This window comes from Pseudorhodobacter ferrugineus DSM 5888, from assembly GCF_000420745.1.
Taxonomy (GTDB): domain Bacteria; phylum Pseudomonadota; class Alphaproteobacteria; order Rhodobacterales; family Rhodobacteraceae; genus Pseudorhodobacter; species Pseudorhodobacter ferrugineus.
Genome location: NZ_ATVN01000029.1, coordinates 1 through 18,048, shown reverse-complemented (window position 1 = coordinate 18,048; position 18,048 = coordinate 1). Strand labels below are relative to the sequence as shown.

Here is an 18,048-nt window from a genome sequence, read left to right as displayed (position 1 = left end):
AGCGCGCGGATAGACTCTTCACCAATCTCTGGGCGCGTGCCGTTCATTGCGTGCAAGGCCGAACCACGGATGATCGGAATGTCATCACCGGGGTAATCGTACTTGGACAGAAGCTCGCGGATTTCCATTTCCACCAGTTCCAGCAGCTCTTCGTCGTCGACCTGGTCAACCTTGTTCATGTAAACGACCATGTAGGGAATACCTACCTGGCGGCCGAGCAAGATGTGCTCGCGGGTCTGTGGCATTGGGCCATCAGCCGCGTTCACAACCAAGATCGCGCCGTCCATCTGCGCCGCACCGGTGATCATGTTTTTCACATAGTCAGCGTGGCCGGGGCAGTCGACGTGGGCGTAGTGACGGGCTTCCGACTCATATTCCACGTGCGCAGTCGAGATCGTGATCCCGCGTGCCTTTTCTTCGGGTGCGCCGTCGATCTGGTCATAGGCGCGGAATTCGCCAAAATACTTCGTGATCGCAGCTGTCAACGTCGTTTTGCCGTGGTCAACGTGACCAATCGTGCCGATGTTTACGTGCGGTTTGTTACGTTCAAACTTTGCCTTTGCCATGATGGCCTCCTGTCATTCAATTGCGGTGGGGGTAAATCCCACCCTACGGGGTTGGTAGGGTGGGCAATTTGCCCACCGCCGTTGGTTATTAAGCGTATTTCTTCTGGATCTCATCCGAGATGTTCTGCGGAACCGCGTCGTAATGGTCGAACGACATCGCAAACGTTGCACGGCCCGATGTCATGGAGCGCAGCGTGTTGATGTAGCCGAACATATTGGCCAAAGGCACCATTGCAGAAATCACGTTCGCGTTGCCGCGGCTGTCCTGACCCGTCACCATACCACGGCGGGATGTCAAGTCACCAATAACGCCGCCAGTATACTCCTCGGGTGTCACAACTTCGACCTTCATCACAGGCTCCAACAACTTGGCCCCTGCTTTCTTAAGGCCTTCACGCATTGCAGCACGGGCCGCAATTTCAAAAGCCAGAACCGAAGAGTCGACGTCATGATACGCACCGTCGATCAGCGCGACCTTAAAGTCGATAACCGGGAAGCCAGCCAGCGGGCCCGAGTCCATAACAGACTTGATGCCTTTTTCAACGCCGGGGATGTATTCCTTCGGAACGTTACCACCAACAACACGGGACTCGAACGAATAACCTTCGCCGGGCTCGGTTGGCATAATGATCATCTTGATACGCGCAAACTGACCGGTACCACCGGACTGCTTTTTGTGCGTGTAGTCGATCTCATGCTCGCGCGAGATGGTCTCACGGTAAGCCACCTGTGGTGCACCGATGTTCGCTTCGACCTTGAATTCACGACGCATCCGGTCAACCAGAATGTCGAGGTGAAGTTCGCCCATGCCCTTCATGATCGTTTGGCCCGATTCAATATCGGTTTCCACACGGAAAGAAGGATCTTCCGCTGCCAGACGGGCCAAAGCGATGCCCATCTTTTCTTGGTCAGCTTTGGTCTTTGGTTCTACCGCAATTTCGATAACCGGAACCGGGAAGGTCATGGTTTCCAAAACAACCGGCTTGGCCGGGTCACACAGGGTATCGCCTGTTGTGGTTTCTTTCAGGCCACCCAACGCAATGATGTCACCAGCATAGGCTTCGGTGATTTCTTCACGGTCAATGGCATGCATCATCATCATACGGCCAACACGCTCTTTGCGCTGCTTGGTCGCATTCAGCATTGCGTCGCCCTTGGCCAAAGTACCCGAATAGATGCGGGTAAAGGTCAAGGAACCCACGAAGGGGTCGTTCATGATCTTGAACGCAAGCGCCGAGAAGGGCTGCTCATCATCGGCCGAACGAGCGATGTTACGCGTTTCTGTCTCGTCACCTGGTGTAAAGCCCATGTAAGGCGGAACGTCCAAAGGATTTGGCAGATAGTCGATCACAGCGTTCAGCAATGGCTGCACACCTTTGTTTTTGAACGCAGAACCAGCCATAACCGGAATGAAGTCAATCGCCAGCGTACCCTTGCGGATCAAACCGCGCAGCACGTCAACCGAAGGCTCATTACCTTCAAGATAGGCTTCCATCGCAGTGTCGTCTTGCTCTACTGCTGTTTCCAGCAAGTTGGTGCGCCACTCGGTTGCACTGTCCATCAGCTCGGCCCGGATCGGGCGACGTTCCCACGACGCGCCAAGGTCTTCGCCCAGGTAAACCCATTCTTCCATGGTCACGAGGTCGATGATGCCTTCCAGCTTGTCTTCCGCACCAATCGGCAAAGCGATTGGCAGGGCGTTCGCACCGGTGCGGTCCTTGATCATCTTGACGCAGTTGAAAAAGTCAGCGCCGGTCTTGTCCATCTTGTTGACAAAAACGATACGCGGAACTTTGTACCGGTCGGCCTGACGCCAAACGGTTTCGGTCTGCGGTTCAACACCTGCGTTGCCGTCCAGCAGAACAACAGCGCCATCCAGAACGGCCAGCGAACGCTCTACTTCGATTGTAAAGTCAACGTGGCCGGGCGTGTCGATGATGTTAAAGCGGTAACGGTCATCTTTCGACAGGTTGTCGGAATCGATGGTACGCTGCCAGAATGTCGTGGTCGCAGCGGACGTGATCGTGATCCCACGCTCCTGCTCCTGCTCCATCCAGTCCATAGTCGCGGCGCCGTCATGGACTTCGCCGATTTTATGGGACTTGCCTGTATAGTACAGGATGCGTTCCGTCGTGGTGGTCTTGCCCGCGTCGATGTGGGCAATAATACCAAAGTTACGGTAGTGGTTAAGCTGATAGTCGCGTGCCATGTGGACCCCTTACCAGCGATAGTGGCTGAACGCTTTGTTAGCGTCGGCCATTTTATGGGTGTCTTCGCGCTTTTTAACAGCCGTACCACGGTTGTTAACAGCATCCGAAAGCTCGGCTGCAAGGCGCTCTTCCATTGTGTTTTCGTTGCGCTTGCGGGCAGCGATGATCAACCAACGAATGGCCAATGCTTCGCGGCGCTCGATGCGCACCTCAACCGGCACCTGATAGGTTGCACCACCAACGCGACGCGACCGGACTTCTACCGATGGCTTCACGTTTTCAAGGGCTTCATGGAAGCACTCGATCGGGGCGCGCTTCAGGCGCTCTTCAACGCGGGTGAGCGCGTTGTAAACAATCGACTCAGCGACGGATTTTTTGCCGTCGATCATCAGGTTGTTCATGAATTTTGTCAGAACCTTATCGCCATACTTGGCGTCAGGCAGAATCTCGCGTTTTTCAGCGGCGTGACGACGTGACATGTTTTAATTCCTCACTTCGGACGCTTAGCGCCGTATTTCGAACGACGCTGGCGACGATCTTTAACACCCTGGGTATCCAACACACCGCGCAGGATGTGGTAACGGACACCCGGAAGGTCTTTGATACGACCGCCGCGGATCAGAACAACAGAGTGTTCCTGAAGGTTGTGCTTTTCACCCGGAATATAGCAGATAACCTCAAAGCTGTTGGTAAGACGCACTTTTGCGACTTTACGCATAGCCGAGTTAGGCTTTTTCGGAGTGGTTGTGTAAACGCGGGTACATACGCCGCGTTTTTGTGGGCAGGATTCCAAGTGCTGTGACTTGGACCGCTTGACGCGCGGTTCGCGCGGCTTACGGATAAGCTGTTGGATCGTTGGCATTCACGTTCCTCGTGTTGCAACTGTCAATACTCGCACCGGATCGTGTTCCGGCACACTGCTTCTCGACGGCATCTTGTGCCTTCACAAAACACCAAAACCGCAGTCGTTGCCCTTGCGGGAACGGTGCGGTGGAATTCCAGAGGATCGGGGCGTTTAACGGCCCGGATCTTGACCACTTTAGTCTTTGAGACCCTTCGACATGCCGAAACATACCTTGGGTGGCTGGCGTATAAGGGGAGTCGCGGGGGATGTCAACAGGACCGGATTAGCGGTCCGGCGTCGCGGTTCCGGTCATCGACGCCTTAGTCGCCGCGATCCTGCGTTGCAGCTGATGTTCACGCACATAGGTATAAAGCCCGGTCGCCACAACAATGGCCGCGCCCAGCAGCGTGATCGCTTTGGGGAAATCATCAAAGACCAACCACCCCAGCAAAATCGCCCATATAAGCGCGGAATAGCGAAACGGCGCAACAATCGCCACATCACCGACCCGCATCGCTTTCACGATAAACAAATAGCCCATGATCAGCATCGCCGACGCCCCTGCCAGCATCGCGAACACATGGGGTGTCACCACCGTCCAATCCTCAATCGCCAATCCCGCCAGCCCCATCATCGTGACCGCCAGCGAGGTATAAATCGCAATCGTGACCGAGGGCAGGCCGTGCGAAAACTGTCGTGTGGTCAGGTCACGTACCACCACAAAGGCAACCGAAATGATGGCGAGCACTGACCATATATTGAACCCTTCGGTGCCGGGCCGCACAATCAGCATCACCCCGCCAAACCCGACCGCAATCGCCGTCATCCGTCGCCAGCCCACGGGTTCGCGCAGCGCAATCGCGGCACCCAAGGTCACAGCCAAAGGGAGGGATTGCAAAATCGCCGAGAGGTTCGCCAAGGGCATTTGCCGCAAAGCCAGCAAGAAGGTGATCGTTGCCCCCAATTCGGCCAAGGTACGCCAGCCCAAAAGGCGACGATCATTGGCGGGAATGACTAGGGTCGAGATTTTCATCACACGGGCAAGGATTAATAGCGCCACCAAGGTCATTACGCCCCGGATCACAATCGCTTGCGACAATGGCAGAACCAGCGTCACCGACTTCATGAAACTGTCGTTCACGGTGAAAGTCGCCATAGCCACGGCCATAAAAACGATGCCGCGCGTGTTGTCTGAAAGTGCCAAGTCTGATCCCCCTGCCCTACCGCAGACCTTTCCGCCACGACCTGCAATGGTCAACCCCGCCCCTAGTTAAACTTTGTAACCCGCACAAAATGAAAATGCCCCCCGCAGTCACCTGCGAGGGGCCGAATCGTTAGCCGTCAGGCGCGATTATTCGTCGCGGCTCTCCATCGGGTCAGCAGCAACCGGCTCTGGTGCGGCCAAAGCTGCGGCTTGCTCGGCGTCCGAACGGCGTGTTTCCACGACCTTCAAATCCCGATCCGCTGCGATCTTTTTCACGCGGCTTGTCGCCCCGCCCGTACCCGCCGGGATCAAGCGCCCAACGATCACGTTCTCTTTCAGACCGACTAGTTTGTCGCGCTTGCCCTGTACCGAAGCCTCGGTCAGAACCCGCGTGGTTTCCTGGAACGACGCCGCCGAGATAAAGCTGCGTGTCTGCAAGCTGGCCTTGGTGATCCCCAAAAGGATCGGCTCGGCCGTTGCAGGACGCACGCCCAGCTTGTGTGCTTTGGCGTTCGCTTCTTCCAGCTCTTGCTTGTCGACGTTTTCGCCCTTCAGCAGCGTGGTCTGGCCCGAGTCAAGAACCTCGAACTTTTGCAGCATCTGACGCACGATTACCTCGATATGCTTGTCGTTGATCTTCACGCCTTGCAAACGGTACACGTCCTGCACTTCGTCGATCATGTAGTTTGCAAGCGCCTCGACACCCAAGATCCGCAAAATATCGTGCGGGGCTGGGTTGCCGTCCATGATGTAATCGCCCTTTTGAACGAAATCACCTTCTTGCACGGGAATATGCTTGCCCTTCGGCACCATGTATTCCAGCGGCTGAAGGCTGTCATCAATTGGTTCCAGCGTAATGCGGCGCTTATTCTTATAGTCTTTGCCGAACCGCACATAACCATCGGATTCCGCGATGATCGCGTTGTCCTTTGGACGACGAGCTTCAAACAATTCCGCCACGCGAGGAAGACCCCCGGTGATGTCCTTGGTCTTGGCGCCTTCACGCGGAATACGCGCCACAACGTCGCCCGGCTTAATGTCCTGACCATCTTCGACCGACAAAATCGCGTCAACCGACATTGGATAGGAAATCGGATTGCCAGCATCGTTGCGCAAAGGCTCGCCCTGCGCGTCCATCAAGATCACTTCTGGCTTCAGGTCATTGCCTTTCGGCGCCGACCGCCAGTCGGAAACGATCCGCTGGGTCATGCCTGTCGCATCATCCGTATCTTCACGCACCGAGATGCCCGAGATCAGATCGACAAACCGTGTGACCCCTGCTTTTTCAGCAATGATCGGCAAGGTATAGGGGTCCCATTCGAACAGTTTCGCGCCGCGTTTGACCGCTTGGCCATCCTTGACGTGAACCTTGGCACCATAAGACACCTTGTGCGACGCACGCTCTTGGCCCGCCTCGTCAATGATCGCGATTTGCATCGCACGACCCATAACAACCTGCTCACTGCCAACATTTTCGAGCAGGCTGGCATTGCGGAACTCAACCTTGCCTTCTTGAGACGCTTCCAAGAAAGACTGCTGACCACCTTGCGCAATACCGCCGATGTGGAACGTCCGCATCGTCAACTGTGTACCAGGTTCACCAATCGACTGCGCAGCAATAATGCCGACAGCTTCACCTTGGTTCACCAACGTACCGCGTGCAAGGTCACGACCATAGCACTGGGCGCAAACGCCTTCTTCGGCCTCACAGGTCAGCGGGCTGCGGATACGCGCAGACGCAACACCGGCCTGATCAATCAGATCCGCCTTGCGTTCGTCGATCAGCTCGCCACGTGCCACGATAACCTCGTCCTGACCTGGAACAAGGATATCCTCGGCTGCCACACGGCCCAGCACCCGCTCCGCCAGTGAGGACACAACCTCACCGTCGTTCACGGCCGCAGATGCGGTGATGCTGTTTTCCGTACCGCAATCATGGGCGCGAATGATGCAATCTTGTGCAACATCGACCAGACGGCGGGTCAGATAGCCCGAGTTCGCAGTTTTCAAAGCCGTGTCCGCAAGGCCCTTACGGGCACCGTGGGTAGAGTTAAAGTACTCCAACACGGTCAGACCTTCCTTAAAGTTTGAGATGATCGGTGTTTCAATGATCTCGCCGTTCGGCTTGGCCATCAGACCGCGCATCCCGCCCAGCTGCTTCATCTGTGCAGGCGAACCCCGCGCACCGGAGTGCGACATCATATAGACCGAGTTCGGTTCATTTTCAGCGCCGGCATCGTTGTGACGAACGGCGGAAATCTCATCCATCATCTCGCCAGCAACCTTGTCGGAACACTTCGACCAAGCATCGACAACTTTGTTATACTTCTCACCCTGAGTGATCAGGCCGTCCATATACTGCTGTTCGAATTCCTTAACCTGATCGCGGACTTCGTTCACGATGTCCCACTTGGTGTCAGGGATCAGCATGTCATCCTTACCGAACGAAATACCAGCCTTGAACGCCTCGCGGAAACCCATGGTCATGATCTGATCACAGAAAATCACCGATTCTTTTTGGCCGCAATAGCGGTAAACAGTGTCAATAACATTCTGGACGTCTTTTTTCCGCAGCAACCGGTTCACAAGATCGAACGGCGCTTTGGCATTCACGGGCAACAGGTTGCCAAGGCGCAAACGGCCCGGCGTTGTTTCAAACCGCTTCCAAACCTCATTGCCTTCTTCGTCGATCTGCTTGATCCGTGCTTGGATCGACGCATGCAAATGGACAGCACCCGCAGCAAGCGCGTGCTCCACTTCGGTTACATCAGCAAAGGCCATGCCTTCACCAACCATGCCCTTACGCTGCATGGTGGTGTAGTACAGGCCCAAGACCATATCCTGCGATGGCACGATAATCGGCGCACCGTTTGCAGGGGAAAGCACGTTATTGGTCGACATCATCAGAACGCGCGCTTCCAACTGAGCCTCAAGGCTCAGTGGAACGTGAACCGCCATCTGGTCACCGTCAAAGTCGGCGTTAAAGGCCGAACAGACCAGCGGGTGCAGCTGAATAGCCTTACCTTCGATCAAGATCGGTTCGAACGCCTGAATGCCCAAACGGTGCAAGGTCGGCGCACGGTTCAACAGAACCGGATGTTCGCGGATAACCTCGTCCAAGATATCCCACACTTCGGGACGCTCTTTTTCCACCAGCTTTTTCGCCTGCTTGACTGTCGAGGACAGACCCTTGGCTTCCAAACGTGAATAGATGAACGGTTTGAACAGTTCCAAAGCCATCTTTTTCGGCAGGCCGCACTGGTGCAGCTTCAATTCCGGACCGGTCACGATAACCGAACGACCCGAGAAGTCGACGCGCTTACCCAAAAGGTTCTGACGGAAGCGGCCTTGCTTACCCTTCAGCATGTCAGACAGCGATTTCAACGGGCGCTTGTTGGTGCCCGTGATGACGCGGCCACGACGGCCGTTGTCAAACAGCGCATCAACCGATTCCTGCAACATCCGCTTTTCGTTGCGCACGATGATATCGGGCGCACGCAGTTCAATCAGACGCTTCAAACGGTTGTTCCGGTTGATGACGCGGCGGTACAGATCGTTCAGATCCGAGGTCGCAAAGCGGCCACCATCCAGCGGCACCAAGGGGCGCAGTTCTGGCGGGATCACTGGCAGCACGGTCAGAACCATCCACTCCGGACGGTTTCCCGACTCGAGGAACGATTCAACGATCTTCAAACGCTTGATGATCTTTTTCGGCTTCAATTCACCCGTGGCTTCTTTCAGCTCTTCGCGCAGCTGGTCAGCGGTCGCCTCAAGGTCGATCGCGGCCAGCATTTCACGAATGGCTTCAGCGCCGATGTTAGCGGTGAACGCATCCGCGCCATACAGATCTTGCGCGTCGAGGAACTCTTCCTCGGTCATCAGCTGGCCATAGGTCAGGTCGGTCAGACCCGGCTCAATCACCACATAATTTTCAAAGTACAAAATGCGTTCCAGATCCCGCAGCGTGGTATCCAGCATCAGGCCAATACGGCTTGGCAGCGACTTCAAAAACCAGATGTGCGCAACAGGTGCGGCCAATTCGATATGGCCCATCCGTTCGCGACGCACTTTTTGCAGTGTCACTTCAACGCCGCATTTTTCGCAGACAACGCCGCGATATTTCATGCGCTTATATTTGCCGCACAGGCATTCGTAATCTTTGATTGGGCCAAAGATGCGTGCGCAGAACAGACCGTCACGCTCTGGCTTGAACGTGCGGTAGTTGATGGTTTCCGGCTTTTTGATCTCGCCATAAGACCAGCTCAGAATCCGCTCTGGCGAGGCCAGAGAGATTTTGATCTCATCAAAGGTTTTGACCGGAGCAACGGGGTTAAACGGGTTGGTCGAAAGTTCCTGGTTCATGTTCAATCCTTAGAATTGGGGGCGGCGGGGGGAAAGTGTGGGGGGGTGACCCCCGCCCTACGTAGGTCGGGGTTGACCCCGACTCTGCGTCACTCTTCCTCCGCATCCAGGAGTTCCATATTCAGGCCGAGGCCGCGCACTTCCTTCACCAGAACGTTGAAGCTTTCAGGCACGCCGGCCTCAAAGTTATCTTCGCCCTTCACGATGCTTTCGTACATTTTGGTCCGGCCCGCCACGTCATCCGACTTCACAGTCAGCATCTCTTGCAAGGTGTATGCAGCGCCATAAGCTTCCAAAGCCCAGACTTCCATTTCCCCAAGACGCTGACCACCAAACTGCGCCTTACCACCCAGCGGCTGCTGAGTAACAAGCGAGTATGGGCCCGTAGAACGTGCGTGCAGCTTGTCATCCACAAGGTGGTGCAGCTTCAGCAAGTACTTGACGCCAACGGTCACAGGGCGGGCAAACTGCTCACCCGAGCGGCCATCAAACACGATCGACTGACCGGATTCTGCGAACCCTGCCCGTTTTAGCGCGTCGTTGATATCGGCCTCTTTTGCACCATCAAAGACGGGCGTTGCAATCGGCACACCGCCGGTCACATTGCCTGCCAGCTCAAGGAAGGTTTCCTCGTCCTGATGGGCAAACGCCGCGTCATACGTCTCGTCGCCGTAAGCCAGACGCACCGCATCACGAACCGGGGTCATATCCCCCGAACGGCGATACTCAGACAGTGCTTCGTCGATCTTCATCCCAAAGCCGCGTGCGGCCCAACCCATGTGGGTTTCCAGAATCTGACCGACGTTCATACGGCTTGGCACGCCCAATGGGTTCAAACAGATATCCACGGTCGTCCCATCCGCAAGGAACGGCATGTCTTCCATCGGAACAACGCGGCTGACAACACCTTTGTTGCCATGACGACCCGCCATTTTGTCGCCCGGTTGCAGCTTGCGCTTCACCGCTACGAACACTTTGACCATCTTCATGACACCTGGAGGCAAGTCATCACCGCGACGTACCTTTTCGACCTTGTCGTCGAAACGGTGATCCAAGGCACGCTTTTGTGCCTCAAACTGATCGTGCAGGGCTTCGACGTCCTTGGCTTCGGCCTCTTCACCCAACGCCAACTGCCACCACTGACCACGGCTCAGCGTGCCCAGCAATTCCTCATCAATGGTCGAACCCGAACGGATGCCCTTAGGCCCCTTAACAGCGGTTTTGCCCATGATCAGGGTTTTCAGACGCGCATAGATGTTGCGTTCCAAGATGACCAATTCGTCATCACGGTCGCGGGCAAGGCGTTCAACTTCTTCACGCTCGATCTGCAAGGCACGCTCGTCTTTGTCCACACCATGACGGTTGAACACACGTACTTCAACGATCGTACCAAACGCACCCGGTGGCAGACGCAAGGATGTGTCACGCACGTCCGACGCCTTTTCACCAAAGATGGCGCGTAGCAGCTTTTCTTCTGGCGTCATCGGGCTTTCGCCCTTTGGCGTGATCTTACCCACCAGAATGTCACCCGGCTGCACTTCGGCACCGATATAAACAATACCTGCTTCATCCAGATTGCGCAGGGCTTCTTCGCCTACGTTCGGGATGTCGCGGGTAATTTCCTCTGGCCCCAGCTTCGTATCGCGCGCTGCGACTTCGTATTCGTCGATGTGGATCGAGGTGAATACGTCGTCTTTCAAGATACGCTCAGAAATCAGGATACTGTCTTCGTAGTTATAGCCATTCCACGGCATGAACGCGACGATGACGTTCCGGCCAACGGCCAGTTCGCCCATATCGGTGCATGGACCATCGGCAATCACTTCGTCACGCGTAACCGTGTCGCCCACCTTTACCAGCGGGCGCTGGTTGATGCAGGACGACTGGTTCGACCGCTTGAACTTGCGCAGACGGTAGATATCCACGCCCGGCTCGCCCGGTTCCATCATTTCAGTTGCGCGCACAACGATACGGGCGGCATCGACCTGGTCGATGATACCTGCACGGCGGGCCATGATGGCCGCACCAGAGTCGCGCGCAACAATGCCTTCAATCCCTGTGCCAACATATGGCGCATCGGATTTCACCAAAGGCACGGCCTGACGCATCATGTTCGAACCCATCAACGCGCGGTTAGCATCGTCGTTTTCAAGGAACGGGATCAAGGATGCCGCGACCGACACCAACTGCTTCGGGCTAACGTCGATCAGGTCAACGGCCTCAGAAGGGTTCAGCATGAATTCGCCGGATTTCCGTGTGGAAACCAGATCATTCACAAAGCGCCCTTCGGCATCCAACTGCGCGTTCGCCTGCGCAACGGTGTGCCGCATTTCCTCGGTCGCCGACATGTAAACGACTTCGTCGGTCACTTTGCCGTCGATAACCTTGCGGTAAGGTGTTTCGATAAAGCCATACTTGTTCACGCGCGCAAACGTCGCGAGAGAGTTGATCAGACCAATGTTCTGACCTTCTGGCGTTTCAATCGGGCACATCCGGCCGTAGTGGGTCGGGTGAACGTCGCGCACTTCAAAGCCCGCACGTTCGCGTGTCAAACCGCCTGGCCCCAGTGCCGAAAGGCGGCGCTTGTGGGTGACTTCAGATAGCGGGTTGGTTTGGTCCATGAACTGCGACAGCTGGCTGGAGCCAAAGAATTCCCGCACCGCAGCCGCAGCCGGCTTGGCGTTGATCAGATCTTGCGGCATGATCGTGTCGATTTCGACGCTGGACATACGTTCCTTGATCGCGCGCTCCATACGAAGCAGCCCGACGCGGTACTGGTTTTCCATCAATTCGCCAACCGACCGCACACGGCGGTTGCCGAGGTGGTCGATATCGTCAATCTCGCCCTTGCCGTCACGCAATTCAGTGAGGGCTTTGATACAAGCAACGATATCGGCACGGTCCAACGTGCGCTGGGTATCCGGGCGGCCCAGATCCAGACGCATGTTCATTTTCACGCGGCCAACGGCCGACAGATCATAACGCTCGCTATCAAAGAACAGCGTGTCAAACAGGTTCGACGCGGCCTCAACCGTCGGCGGCTCGCCGGGGCGCATGACGCGGTAAATATCCATAAGCGCGGTATCACGGCCCATGTTTTTATCCGCTGCCATCGTGTTGCGGATGTAAGGCCCGACGTTGACGTTATCGATGTCCAGAACCGGCACATCGGTGATGCCCTGATCCAACAGCACCTTCAGGGTGCCGCCTTTGACTTCGCCGTCCTTGTCGTATTCCATCGTCAACTCGTCACCGGCTTCAACCCAGATCTCGCCGGTTTCTTCGTTGATGATGTCCTTGGCCACGTATTTACCAACGATCTGATCGTATGGCAGCAACAGTTCCTTAACCTTGCCTTCGTCGATGATCTTTTTGACCATCCGTGGTGTCATCTTTTCGCCAGCTTTGCACAGCACTTCGCCCGTGTCGGCATCCACGATGTCAAACGTCGGGCGGGTGCCGCGCACACGCTCGGGGAAGAACTTGGTGACCCAGCCCTTATTCTTCAGATACTTGTAGCTAACGGTGTTGTAATACGCGTCCATGATCTGCTCTTGGCCCATGCCAAGCGCATACAGCAGCGTCGTCACCGGCAATTTGCGGCGACGGTCGATGCGTGCAAACACGATGTCCTTGGCGTCGAACTCAAAGTCCAACCAGGACCCGCGGTACGGGATAATCCGGCAGGCGAACAACAGCTTGCCGCTGGAATGCGTCTTGCCTTTGTCGTGGTCAAAGAACACGCCGGGGCTACGGTGCATCTGGGACACGATCACGCGCTCGGTGCCGTTCACAACGAACGTCCCGTTGTGCGTCATCAAGGGCATATCGCCCATGAACACGTCTTGTTCCTTGATGTCCTTGACCGACCGCGCGCCTGTATCCTCATCGACATCAAACACGATCAAACGCAGCGTCACCTTCAACGGTGCGGCGTATGTCATGTCGCGCGACTGGCATTCGTCGACATCATATTTCGGCTTTTCAAGCTCGTATTTCACGAACTCCAAAACAGCGGTTTCGTTGAAATCCTTGATCGGAAACACCGACTGGAAAACACCCTGAATGCCATCACCATCGGTGGGCTTCGGGCCTTCGCCCGATTTCAGGAACAAGTCATACGAAGATTTCTGAACCTCGATAAGGTTCGGCATCTCCAGGACTTCACGGATTTTACCAAAATAACGGCGGATTCGCTTTTGACCTACGTAGCTCTGAGCCATGCTCATAGTCACCTTTCATCGTTTTCGCCGGCGCAGGCTCGTCGGGCCACGAGCATACGCCGCTTGGCGATAGAGGGGTTATCGGTTCTATTCATGCCCTCCGTCCCACCGGAAGGCTCCCGAACTTGGACAACGCGCCTTGGAAGGGGCTTGGGGCCAACCCCCTACCAAGACGCATCATAAGACGCAGATAGCTGGGCGCGAAAAACTTCGCACCCAGCCTTGGATTTTAGGCGATGCCGCAAACGGCACCTGACTGAATTACTTCAGTTCAACTTTCGCGCCAGCATCTTCCAATTGCTTCTTCAGAGTCTCTGCGTCAGCTTTGGAAACGCCTTCTTTTACTTTGCCGCCAGCTTCAACCAGATCCTTGGCTTCTTTCAGACCAAGACCGGTGATGCCGCGTACTTCTTTGATGACGTTGATTTTGTTTGGACCAGCCTCGGTCAAAACAACATCAAATTCAGTCTGCTCTTCAGCAGCTTCGCCGCCTGCAGCCGCAGGGCCAGCCATCATGACAGCGCCGCCAGCAGCGGGCTCAATGCCATACTCGTCCTTGAGGATGGTTTTCAGTTCTTGTGCCTGAAGAAGGGTCAGACCCACGATTTCTTCGGCGAGTTTTTTCAGATCAGCCATTTTCTGTTCCGTTCATTAAAGTTGGGTTCCAACGTCAGTTTTACAACCACGCCGGATCATAAGATTGCTCAGGCGGCAGCCTTGTCCTCAATCGTGGACAAGATACCGGCGATGTTCGAAGCAGGCGCGCCAATGGCCCCAGCGATGTTCGATGCAGGTGCAACGATACAGCCAACGATCGAAGCAATAAGCTCCTCACGCGACGGCATTGCTGCAACGGCTTTCACACCAGCAGGATCCAACAGTGTATCGCCCATAGCACCACCAAGAATTACGAACTTGTCGTTCTTCTTGGCGTACTCGTCCGCGACCTTTGCAGCTGCAACAGGATCCTCGGAATAGGCCATCACGGTCATGCCCGTAAGCAGATCGGCCATCTTTGCAGAAGGCTTTCCGTCAAGGGCGATCTTGGCGAGCTTGTTCTTGGCAACGCGTACAGAACCACCGACTTCACGCATTTTGGCGCGAAGGTCCTGCATCTGTGCAACCGTGATCCCGGCGTAGTGGGCAACCACTACGACGCCAGAGCTTTCAAAGATCTGGCCGAGTTCCTCGACCACTTTCTCTTTTTGTGCTCTATCCACAGTTTCACTCCAAGTTTGGAGGTTTCCCTCCGGCTCATATTAGCCCCCCTTTGAAAAGCGGGGCATTCGGGTCCTTTACGGGTCCCGAGGCCAGATCACCCGAGGAAATCCCCGGAAATTTGTCTCGTTCCCCATCTCAGGCAGGAAGATTAAGGGCAGATGCCCCCCCACCGTCTCGGACAGGACAGGGCCGTTTGGCGGCCCCGCCATCCTTTCCCCAAAGGGTCAGGAATTTCGTGGGGGGGGGATTATCACCCACCCTACCCCCTTGCCGTAAGGTGGGTGATAACCCACCGTTACCGCAAATTACTTTGCCGTAGCAGCCGACGCCAAATCCACTGCAATGCCGGGGCCCATTGTCGAAGACAACGAAATCTTCTTCAAATAAGTACCTTTGGCGCCAGCTGGGCGGGCCTTGGTCACTGCGTCAACAAAGGCGCGCACGTTCTCGGCCAGCTTGGCCGCGTCAAACGAGGCTTTGCCGATACCCGCATGGATAACGCCAGCCTTTTCAACCTTAAACTGCACTTCTCCGCCCTTGGCATTGCCAACAGCACCGGCCACGTCCATCGTTACCGTGCCCACTTTTGGGTTTGGCATCAGGTTGCGTGGGCCAAGGATTTTGCCCAGACGACCAACCAATGGCATCATGTCAGGTGTCGCGATGCAACGATCGAAATCGATCTTGCCGGCCTGAATAGCTTCCATCAGGTCTTCTGCACCAACGATATCTGCACCAGCAGCCGTTGCTTCATCGGCCTTCGGACCACGTGCGAACACTGCCACACGAACCGTCTTACCGGTGCCGTTTGGCAATGTCACAACGCCACGAACCATCTGGTCCGCATGACGTGGGTCAACACCCAGGTTCATCGCGATTTCCAGTGTCTCGTCGAACTTCGACTTGGCATTGGCCTTGATCAGCGCCACTGCGTCATCAAGCGCAATCATATCCTTGCCAGCAAAGGCTTCCCGCGCCGCGCGCGTCCGTTTTCCAAACTTTGCCATGATTTATCCCTTCACCTCGATACCGCAAGAGCGGGCCGATCCGAGAATGATCTGCATTGCGCCCTCAATATCGATTGCGCTCAGGTCTTTCATCTTGGCCTCAGCAATTGCGCGAACCTGCGCAACAGTTACGGTACCCGCAACTTCGCGGCCCGGCTTAACCGACCCCTTGGCGCGGTTACGCTTGCCAACAGGCGGCAGACCAGCTGCTTTTTTCAGCATGTAGGACGCAGGCGCAGTCTTGGTTTCCAAGCTGAACGACTTATCCTGATAATAAGTGATGATGGTTGGGGTCGGTGTACCCGGCTCCATATCAGCGGTCTTGGCGTTAAATTCTTTTACGAACGCCATGATGTTCAAGCCACGCTGACCCAATGCTGGACCTACGGGCGGGGACGGGTTGGCTTGCCCCGCCTTAACTTGCAGCTTAAGCTGCCCAATAATCTTCTTGGCCATGTGGCCTCTCCTTTTATCACCGCACCCCACCTCGGAGCGCATGGTTTAGTGGTCCGGTTTACGCAAGGGTTAACCCGAACGCGCGCCTCCCACGAGACACGTCAGGTGATTTTCGTAACCTGCGTGAATTCCAGCTCGACCGGGGTTGCCCGACCAAAAATCGACACAGTCACCTTCAGGCGGCTGTGGTCTTCGTCAACTTCTTCCACCATGCCGGAAAAGCCTTCGAACGGCCCGTCGGTCACATTGACCTGCTCGCCAATCTCAAAGCGGATCAGGTTGCGCGGGGCGGCTTCGCCCTCTTCAACACGGTTCAAAATCGCATTCACTTCTTCGTCACGCATCGGCATCGGCTTGCCTTGCGCACCCAAGAAACCCGTCACGCGATTGATCGACGAAATCAGGTGATAGCCCTTGTTCGACATTTCCATGCGGACCAGCACATAACCCGGCATAAAGCGACGCTCGGACGTCACTTTCTTGCCGCGCCGCACTTCCAACACTTCCTCTGTCGGGACCAAAACTTCTTCGATCTCGTCCTCAAGCCCAGCCTCAATGACGGAGGTTCTGATCTGCTCGGCAATTTTCTTCTCAAAGTTTGAGAGAACGCTCACCGAATACCAACGCTTCGCCATGCCTGCTTCACCTATATGATCCAAGACCTAAGCCTCGGTAATTCTTTGACTTTCGAGCGAATAGTTTCGCCCCGCGTGGAACAAAAAACAACGCGCGGCCCGAATCGCCGCGCGTTTTTCATTCCTGATTGATGGACCGAATACAGCCCCACCCCAACTATTTCAAGGGGGTACGGCCATTTCCGGCCGCTTTCAGCCGAAGCTGTTGATAACAACGCTCAGGCCGGTACGGATGCCCAAGTCGACCAAGGAAAAGAAGGTCGCGGTCAGGGCGGCCATGATAAACACCATGATCGTGGTCAAAACCACTTCGCGGCGGTTTGGCCAAACAACCTTGGAAATCTCGCTCCGCACTTGCTGGATGAACTGAAGGGGGTTGGCGTTTGCCATCGTTAGGTCCTGACTTTTCGCTGTGTCCAGTCGCGCAGATAGCCGTTTGCAGTACAAGATTCAAGTCTGCTGCAAGCCCGCCCCCGTCTTCGCCACATTTTCCGCGCATCCCTTATCGGCCAACCGGCGCTGCAACAACCGCTCGAACGGATCGATCGCCGAACCCTTGGCCACCCGTCCGCTGCCCATTAACCCAGTTTAGTGCAAGATCATCGCAACTGCCTGCCCAAGCACCCCACCCGAAAAACCCACGGTCAAGCGGATCGGTGGCGCTGCTGCGAACTCGGTCATGGTGAATTCCGTCACGCCAGACCCGCCCATCATCGACATCCCACAAGGCAATCCGAACGGTCCGCCACAGCTACTGTTAGATACAATGGCAGGCCACCACTGTGCCGATTGTTCAGCCATAGCCGCAGGCGCCGACCAAGGCCCATAGGCGCGCGCAAATGAACCCGCATTCGCGACCTGCGCTCAGGGCGCCATTCGTCTATGCCGCTTTTCGCGTCAAAGCGCTGATCAAATCATTGCTCGCGGAAGGCGCGGATCATGCTGTCTGAAATCGGTTTCATCAAATACTGCACAAATGTCAACGGCAGAGTAAAAGTGAGCCAAAGGGCAGCGCAAAATGTTGCCACTTTGGGGTTGGGATAATCAGCGTATAGACGAGCGCCAGCATCCGGGCGGCCGCGCTTGTCAGATAGCTGGCGGTTGCCCGGATGCTTTGGCCCGTCAGGGCCAATCTGTGCTAATTGTGATTTAGGTTTTGGGCGTTGCCTGACGCGCCTTGCTCTGGCCAAGGCGGTAGCTTTCGCCATTCATCTCCAGGATGTTGACGTGGTGGGTCAGACGGTCGAGGAGTGCGCCTGTCAGCCGTTCTGACCCGAATGTTTCTGTCCATTCGTCGAATGGCAGGTTGCTTGTGATCAG

15 protein-coding genes are annotated in these 18,048 nt (G+C 55.8%); all 15 read right to left on the bottom strand.

Annotation, left to right across the window (positions count from 1 at the left end; translation table 11 throughout):
* Positions 1-566 (bottom strand): GTP-binding protein (locus G560_RS0117560; RefSeq protein WP_022705592.1); only part of this gene is annotated, 566 nt, incomplete at its 3' end.
* Between the two features lie 88 nt (positions 567-654).
* Positions 655-2,775 carry an elongation factor G gene (fusA, locus tag G560_RS0117555; protein ID WP_022705591.1) on the bottom strand — a complete coding sequence of 707 codons (2,121 nt, stop codon included), beginning with the start codon at positions 2,773-2,775 and terminating at the stop codon, positions 655-657.
* A gap of 9 nt (positions 2,776-2,784) precedes the next feature.
* Positions 2,785-3,255, bottom strand: coding sequence for a 30S ribosomal protein S7 (gene rpsG, locus G560_RS0117550; RefSeq protein ID WP_022705590.1), 471 nt, complete (start codon positions 3,253-3,255; stop codon positions 2,785-2,787).
* 11 nt (positions 3,256-3,266) lie between these two features.
* Positions 3,267-3,638, bottom strand: coding sequence for a 30S ribosomal protein S12 (rpsL, locus tag G560_RS0117545; protein ID WP_022705589.1), 372 nt, complete (start codon positions 3,636-3,638; stop codon positions 3,267-3,269).
* 265 nt (positions 3,639-3,903) lie between these two features.
* The gene (locus tag G560_RS0117540; RefSeq protein ID WP_022705588.1) at positions 3,904-4,824 is read right to left on the bottom strand and encodes a DMT family transporter; all 921 of its coding nucleotides are present in this window, start codon (positions 4,822-4,824) and stop codon (positions 3,904-3,906) included.
* Between the two features lie 147 nt (positions 4,825-4,971).
* Positions 4,972-9,186 (bottom strand): DNA-directed RNA polymerase subunit beta', encoded by a 4,215-nt coding sequence (rpoC, locus tag G560_RS0117535; RefSeq protein ID WP_022705587.1) that lies wholly within the window; start codon positions 9,184-9,186, stop codon positions 4,972-4,974.
* A gap of 89 nt (positions 9,187-9,275) precedes the next feature.
* Positions 9,276-13,409: a DNA-directed RNA polymerase subunit beta gene (rpoB, locus tag G560_RS0117530; RefSeq protein ID WP_028914243.1), complete on the bottom strand. Its 4,134-nt coding sequence runs from the start codon at positions 13,407-13,409 to the stop codon at positions 9,276-9,278.
* Between the two features lie 261 nt (positions 13,410-13,670).
* Positions 13,671-14,045 (bottom strand): 50S ribosomal protein L7/L12, encoded by a 375-nt coding sequence (gene rplL / locus G560_RS0117525; protein ID WP_022705585.1) that lies wholly within the window; start codon positions 14,043-14,045, stop codon positions 13,671-13,673.
* Positions 14,046-14,113: 68 nt separating this feature from the next.
* The gene (rplJ, locus tag G560_RS0117520; protein ID WP_022705584.1) at positions 14,114-14,629 is read right to left on the bottom strand and encodes a 50S ribosomal protein L10; all 516 of its coding nucleotides are present in this window, start codon (positions 14,627-14,629) and stop codon (positions 14,114-14,116) included.
* A gap of 306 nt (positions 14,630-14,935) precedes the next feature.
* Positions 14,936-15,637: a 50S ribosomal protein L1 gene (rplA, locus tag G560_RS0117515; protein ID WP_022705583.1), complete on the bottom strand. Its 702-nt coding sequence runs from the start codon at positions 15,635-15,637 to the stop codon at positions 14,936-14,938.
* A gap of 3 nt (positions 15,638-15,640) precedes the next feature.
* A complete protein-coding gene (gene rplK / locus G560_RS0117510) occupies positions 15,641-16,093 on the bottom strand; it encodes a 50S ribosomal protein L11 (RefSeq protein WP_022705582.1) in 453 nt (150 codons plus the stop codon).
* Between the two features lie 101 nt (positions 16,094-16,194).
* Positions 16,195-16,728, bottom strand: a complete 534-nt coding sequence (nusG, locus tag G560_RS0117505) for a transcription termination/antitermination protein NusG (RefSeq protein WP_028914242.1) — start codon at positions 16,726-16,728, stop codon at positions 16,195-16,197.
* A 192-nt stretch (positions 16,729-16,920) separates the two neighbouring features.
* On the bottom strand, positions 16,921-17,118 hold the full coding sequence (gene secE, locus G560_RS0117500) for a preprotein translocase subunit SecE (RefSeq protein ID WP_022705580.1): 198 nt from the start codon (positions 17,116-17,118) through the stop codon (positions 16,921-16,923).
* Between the two features lie 198 nt (positions 17,119-17,316).
* Positions 17,317-17,529: a hypothetical protein gene (locus tag G560_RS21155; protein WP_155947388.1), complete on the bottom strand. Its 213-nt coding sequence runs from the start codon at positions 17,527-17,529 to the stop codon at positions 17,317-17,319.
* 348 nt (positions 17,530-17,877) lie between these two features.
* Positions 17,878-18,048, bottom strand: a 171-nt coding sequence (locus G560_RS19740) for an ATP-binding protein (protein WP_033419511.1), incomplete at its 5' end; no start/stop codon positions are given.

Coding starts and splice junctions, on each gene's coding strand:
- fusA (WP_022705591.1), bottom strand. CDS start 2,775: ATGGCACGCGACTATCAGCTTAACCACTACCGTAACTTTGGTATTATT.
- rpsG (WP_022705590.1), bottom strand. CDS start 3,255: ATGTCACGTCGTCACGCCGCTGAAAAACGCGAGATTCTGCCTGACGCC.
- rpsL (WP_022705589.1), bottom strand. CDS start 3,638: ATGCCAACGATCCAACAGCTTATCCGTAAGCCGCGCGAACCGCGCGTC.
- rpoC (WP_022705587.1), bottom strand. CDS start 9,186: ATGAACCAGGAACTTTCGACCAACCCGTTTAACCCCGTTGCTCCGGTC.
- rpoB (WP_028914243.1), bottom strand. CDS start 13,409: ATGGCTCAGAGCTACGTAGGTCAAAAGCGAATCCGCCGTTATTTTGGT.
- rplL (WP_022705585.1), bottom strand. CDS start 14,045: ATGGCTGATCTGAAAAAACTCGCCGAAGAAATCGTGGGTCTGACCCTT.
- rplA (WP_022705583.1), bottom strand. CDS start 15,637: ATGGCAAAGTTTGGAAAACGGACGCGCGCGGCGCGGGAAGCCTTTGCT.
- rplK (WP_022705582.1), bottom strand. CDS start 16,093: ATGGCCAAGAAGATTATTGGGCAGCTTAAGCTGCAAGTTAAGGCGGGG.
- nusG (WP_028914242.1), bottom strand. CDS start 16,728: ATGGCGAAGCGTTGGTATTCGGTGAGCGTTCTCTCAAACTTTGAGAAG.
- secE (WP_022705580.1), bottom strand. CDS start 17,118: ATGGCAAACGCCAACCCCCTTCAGTTCATCCAGCAAGTGCGGAGCGAG.
- G560_RS21155 (WP_155947388.1), bottom strand. CDS start 17,529: ATGGCTGAACAATCGGCACAGTGGTGGCCTGCCATTGTATCTAACAGT.